This window comes from Micromonospora sp. KC207 (assembly GCF_004348615.1).
In the GTDB taxonomy this organism is placed as follows: domain Bacteria; phylum Actinomycetota; class Actinomycetes; order Mycobacteriales; family Micromonosporaceae; genus Micromonospora.
On the sequence record NZ_SMKJ01000385.1, the window covers coordinates 1 to 5,017 of the forward strand.

At 73.0% G+C, this 5,017-nt stretch carries 5 protein-coding genes; all 5 read right to left on the reverse strand.

Translation table 11 applies throughout. The annotated features are described in order from the left end of the window. Nucleotides 1-31: 31 nt before the first annotated feature. The 5 genes from E1258_RS29705 to E1258_RS29725 all read right to left on the reverse strand — a co-directional run bounded on the left by E1258_RS29705 (nucleotide 32) and on the right by E1258_RS29725 (nucleotide 4,912). Nucleotides 32-1,450, reverse strand: a complete 1,419-nt coding sequence (locus E1258_RS29705) for a hemolysin family protein (RefSeq protein WP_132406937.1) — start codon at nucleotides 1,448-1,450, stop codon at nucleotides 32-34. Beyond that, nucleotides 1,426-1,899: an rRNA maturation RNase YbeY gene (ybeY, locus tag E1258_RS29710; RefSeq protein WP_132406939.1), complete on the reverse strand. Its 474-nt coding sequence runs from the start codon at nucleotides 1,897-1,899 to the stop codon at nucleotides 1,426-1,428. The genes E1258_RS29705 and ybeY overlap by 25 nt, the downstream gene beginning before the upstream one ends. A gap of 9 nt (nucleotides 1,900-1,908) precedes the next feature. After that, entirely contained in the window at nucleotides 1,909-2,973 is a 1,065-nt protein-coding gene (locus E1258_RS29715) for a PhoH family protein (protein WP_007072474.1), read from the reverse strand. 153 nt (nucleotides 2,974-3,126) lie between these two features. Further along, nucleotides 3,127-4,467: a serine hydrolase domain-containing protein gene (locus E1258_RS29720; RefSeq protein WP_371688702.1), complete on the reverse strand. Its 1,341-nt coding sequence runs from the start codon at nucleotides 4,465-4,467 to the stop codon at nucleotides 3,127-3,129. 94 nt (nucleotides 4,468-4,561) lie between these two features. Further along, a complete protein-coding gene (locus E1258_RS29725; protein ID WP_132406943.1) occupies nucleotides 4,562-4,912 on the reverse strand; it encodes a histidine triad nucleotide-binding protein in 351 nt (116 codons plus the stop codon). Nucleotides 4,913-5,017: the final 105 nt, after the last annotated feature.

The window sequence follows — 5,017 nt, forward strand, 5'->3', positions numbered from 1 at the left end:
GGTGGGCAGGGCGGCGGGTGCGGCGGGTGACTCAGGCATCGGCGGGTTGCCTCTCCTCGGCTCGGTTCTGGATGCCCCGGGCCTCGGCGGGCTCGCCGCGCACGGGGGTGGTGTCGGTGGAACCGGTCGGCTCGACCCGGCTCACCAGCACGGTGTCGATCCGGTTACGCCGGCCCGTGGTGCCCTCGGCGACCAGGCGCAGCCCGGCCACCTCGGCCTCCGCGCCGGGAATCGGAACCCTGCCCAGGGCCTGGGCGAGCAGGCCGCCGACCGTCTCGACCTCGTCGGCGGGCAGCTCGACGTCGAACAGCTCGCCGAGGGTTTCGACGGGCAGCCGGGCGGCGACCCGCACCGCGCCGTCCGCCAGCCGCTCGACGGGCGGGCGTTCGACATCGTACTCGTCGGTGATCTCGCCGACGATCTCCTCCAGGATGTCCTCGATCGTGACGAGGCCGCCGGTGCCGCCGTACTCGTCGACGACGATGACCAGGTGGTTGCGCGCGGCCTGCATCTCCGACAACAGGTCGTCGACCGGCTTGGACTCCGGGACGAACGTCGCCGGGCGCATCAGATCCGACACCGGCAGCCGGGACGCCGCCGGTTCGCCGCCCTCGGTACGCCGGATCAGGTCCTTCAGGTAGAGCACGCCGAGCACGTCGTCGACGCTCTCCCCGATCACCGGAATCCGGGAGAAGCCGGAACGCAGGAACAGTGCGAGGGCCTGCGAGAGGCTCTTGCGCTCCTCGATCCACACCATCTCGGTGCGCGGCACCATCACCTCGCGGGCGATGGTGTCACCGAGCGCGAACACCGAGTGGATCATCTGCCGCTCGCCGTGCTCGACGACACCCCGCTGCTCGGCCAAGTCGACCAGCTCGCGCAGCTCCACCTGGGTGGCGAACGGCCCCTCCCGGAAACCGCGCCCCGGGGTGACCGCGTTGCCGATCAGGATCAGCAGCGAAGCCAGCGGGTTGAGGGCCCGGCCCAGCCAGCGCACCAGCGGCGCGACGGCCCGGCCGACCGCGTACGCGTGCTGCCGGCCGAGGGTACGCGGGCCGACCCCGACCACCACGAAGCTGATCACGGTCATCGCGCCGGCGGTGACCAGGGCCGCCCGCCAGCCCGCGCCGAACGTGTCGACCGCCACCAGCGCGACCAGCGTGGTGGCGGTCAGCTCGGCCAGCAGCCGCAGCAACAGCAACAGGTTGAGGTGGCGGACCACGTCACCGGCGACCGCCTGGAGCGTACGCGCGCCCCGGGCCCCGTCGCGGGCCAGCTCGGCCGCCCGCGCCGGTGACACGGCGGCGAGCGCCGCCTCGGTCATCGCGATCAGGCCGCCGAGCACCACCAGCCCGGCCGCGAAGACGAGCAGTTGCAGATCGGGCAGGCCAGCCGCCGCGCCGGCCGCTGACACCTGGGCGGACATCACGTCGACCGGGTCGACCGCCAGCTGGCCAGCAGCCGGGCCTGGAGCTCGAACATCTCCCGCTCCTCCTCCGGCTCGGCGTGGTCGTACCCGAGCAGGTGCAGCACCCCGTGCACGGTGAGCAGGTGCAGCTCGTCGGCCGAGGAGTGCCCGGCCGTGGCGGCCTGCTTGGCCGCCACCTCGGGGCAGAGCACGATGTCGCCCAGCAGCGCCGGCTCGCCGCCGGCCGCGCTTGACTCGCCCGGCCCGTGGTCGACGCTGCCCTCGTCCATGGGGAAGGCGAGCACGTCCGTCGGGCCGTCGCCACCCATCCAGCGGTGGTTCAACTCGGTCATGTAGTCGATGTCGACCAGCAGCACGGACAGCTCGGCGAGGGGGTTGACCCCCATCTCGTCGAGGGCATGCCGGGCGACGGCGAGCACGGCGTCGGTGTCGACGTCGACACCGGACTCGTTGGCGATCTCGATGGACAACTGGGTTCCCTAGGTCTGTCGGCGCCGGCCGGCCCGACCGCCCTGGGCGGTCCGCCCCGGCACGGCGTGCACGCCCTGCGCCTGCTGGTTCTCCCGCTCGGCGTCCCAGCGGGCGTACGCGTCGACGATCTCCCCGACCAGTCGGTGGCGCACCACGTCGGAGCTGGACAACTGCGCGAAGTGCACGTCCTCGACGTTTTCCAGGATCTCCCGGACCACCCGCAGGCCGCTGGTCGTCCCGCCGGGAAGGTCCACCTGGGTGACGTCGCCGGTTACCACGATCTTGGAACCGAAGCCGAGCCGGGTGAGGAACATCTTCATCTGCTCGGGCGTGGTGTTCTGCGCCTCGTCGAGAATGATGAACGCGTCGTTCAAGGTACGGCCCCTCATGTACGCCAGCGGCGCGACCTCGATCGTCCCCGCCGCCATCAGCTTCGGGATCGTCTCCGGGTCGAGCATGTCGTGCAGCGCGTCGTAGAGCGGGCGCAGGTATGGGTCGATCTTCTCGTTGAGCGTGCCGGGCAAAAAGCCGAGCCGCTCCCCCGCCTCGACCGCCGGCCGGGTCAGGATGATCCGGTTGACCTGCTTGGCCTGGAGCGCCTGGACGGCCTTCGCCATCGCCAGGTAGGTCTTGCCGGTGCCGGCGGGGCCGATGCCGAAGACGATGGTGTGCGCGTCGATCGCGTCGACATACTTCTTCTGCCCGAGCGTCTTGGGGCGGATGGTGCGCCCGCGCCGGGAGAGGATGTTGAGCGTCAGGACCTCGGCGGGCCGCTCCGCGCCGCCCTGCTCCAACATCCCGACGGTACGCCGCACGGCGTCAGTGGTCAGGGTCTCGCCTTTCTCGATCAGTTCGAGCAGCTCGCTGAAGAGGCGCTCGGCGAGGGCGTTGTCCGCCGGAGCACCAGTGATGGTGATCTCGTTGCCGCGGACGTGCACGTCGCTGTCGACCGAACGCTCGACGAGTCGCAAAATCTCGTCGCCCGCGCCCAGCAGGTTGACCATGATCTTCGAGTCGGGGACGGTGATCCTGGTCTGCACCCGGGGCGGGCCGGGAGGTGGGGTGCCGGTCATAGGTCGGGCCGAGGGGCCCTGCGCACCTGCTCTCGATCTCGGCGCCGAGCCCTGCTGGCGCGGCGGTCGGACGTTACCCCCATCGTAACGTTTCCCGCTCGGCGGCACCTCGTCCAATTCGCGGGGTCGCCGGGCCGGTGGCGGAGTCCGGCGTCACCGCCGGAAGTCGTGCCCGTCGAAGGTCTCCTGGGCCCGGGTGAAGCGGTACGTGGCCCAGTGCAGCCGCACCACCGCCCCGTCCGCGTCCCGGGTCAGCCGCAGCAGCTCGCCGGCCTCCCGCCCGGAGACGGTGCGGAACACGTCCGGCCGGTCCGGCAGCGGGGCGAAGACCGCCGGGGGCCGCCCCGCCGGGTCATCCGCGCCCCGGGCCCGCAGGGTGCCGTCGTGCCAGCTGAAGACGTACTCGAAGCCCTCGCCCCACCAGCGGCCCAGCATCCCGCGCAGGTGCGCCGGTGCGGGCGGCCCCGGACGCCAGGACTCGATGTCTGCCGGGTCGTGCTCGACGGCGGCGGCGAGCAGCCGGTGCGGCAGGTCCGTGACCTGCACCCCGGTCCCGGACGAGCCCAGCACCGCCGCGCCCATCGCGCCGGGGGTGCCGTCGCCGCCCCGGCGGCCGTACACGGCGGCGAGGAAGCCGGGCATCGCCCCGTCGTGCCCGACGTGCACGACCCGCTCCCCCTGCGGCACCAGGATGAGCCCCAGCCCGAAGCCGGCGCCCCAGGACGTCTCGTCGGTGACCGTCAGCGGCCAGCGCATCTCGTCGACGGTGGCCGGGGCGAGCACCGCGCCGGCGGGGTCGAGCGCCGCCGGGTCGGCCAGGAACGCCGCCCAGCGGGCCATGTCGGTGGCGGTGCTCCAGAGCTGGGCGGCCGGGCCGATCGCGCCGATATCGGTCGGCGGCTCCGGGCGTGCCTCGTCGGAGTACGCGTCGACGAGGAACCCGGTCGCCGCGGCCGGGCCCGGCCGATCGGTGGTGGCGGTCAGGCCGAGCGGGGCGAGCACCCGCTCGGCGAGCACCTCGGCCCAGGTCCCGCCGCGCAGCCGGGCGACGAGCTGGCCGAGCAGCGCCATGCCGAGGTTGGAATAGTGGAAGCGGCGGGCCGGCGGTAGCACCCGCTCGGCGCGGGCCAGGTCGGCCAGCAACTCGTCCACCCCGGGGGCGAGCAGGGTGTCCCAGAAGTCGCCGTGCGGCTCCCGTTGCAGGCCCGCGGTGTGCGACAGCAGCCGGCGCACGGTCAGCTCGCCGTGCGCGGGGACGTCGAGGTGCCGGCCGACGGCGTCGTCCAGGTCGAGCAGGCCCTCGTCGCGGCACTGCACGACGAGCACGGCGGTGAACGTCTTGGTGACCGAGCCGATCCGGAACAGCGTCTGCGGGCCGAGCGCGGTGTCGTTGCCGGTGCCGCCGGCCTCGCAGGTCCAGAGCGGGCGGTCCGCCCGGTGCAGGGCAGCCGCGACCGCCGGCACCCGCCCCTCGGCCTGCACCTGCCGCACCATCCGCCCGAGCCGCCCATCGATTCCACTCACGCCTGGAGTGTAAGGAGGGGCCCCTGTTAACGCTTCCGGTACAGGAAGGGCCCCTCCCAACACGTCAGCGGCAGAGCATCGGGCCCAGCGGCGCGCCGCCGAGTACGTGCGCGTGGACGTGGAAGACCTCCTGGCCGCCGTACGCCCCGGTGTTGAACATCAGCCGGAAGCCGTCGCCGAGCAGCCCCTCGTCCTCGGCCACGGCGGCGGCCGTGGCCAGCAGCTCGCCGGCGAGCGCCGGGTCACCCTGGCCCAGGGTCGCCACGTCGGCGTAGTGCTTCTTCGTGATGACCAGCACGTGCACCGGGGCCTTCGGATCGATGTCCCGGAACGCCAGGGTGGTATCGGTCTCCCGGACGACGGTTGCCGGGATCTCCCCGGCGACGATGCGGCAGAACAGGCAGTCGGGTTCCATCGGGGCATGGTAAGTCGTGCCGGACGGCTGGGCGTGATGGCGGGCCCAAGGCGCAAGATCGCGGACGGGAAGGCGCCGAGGGTCGGGAGCGGGTGCGCTGGAGGG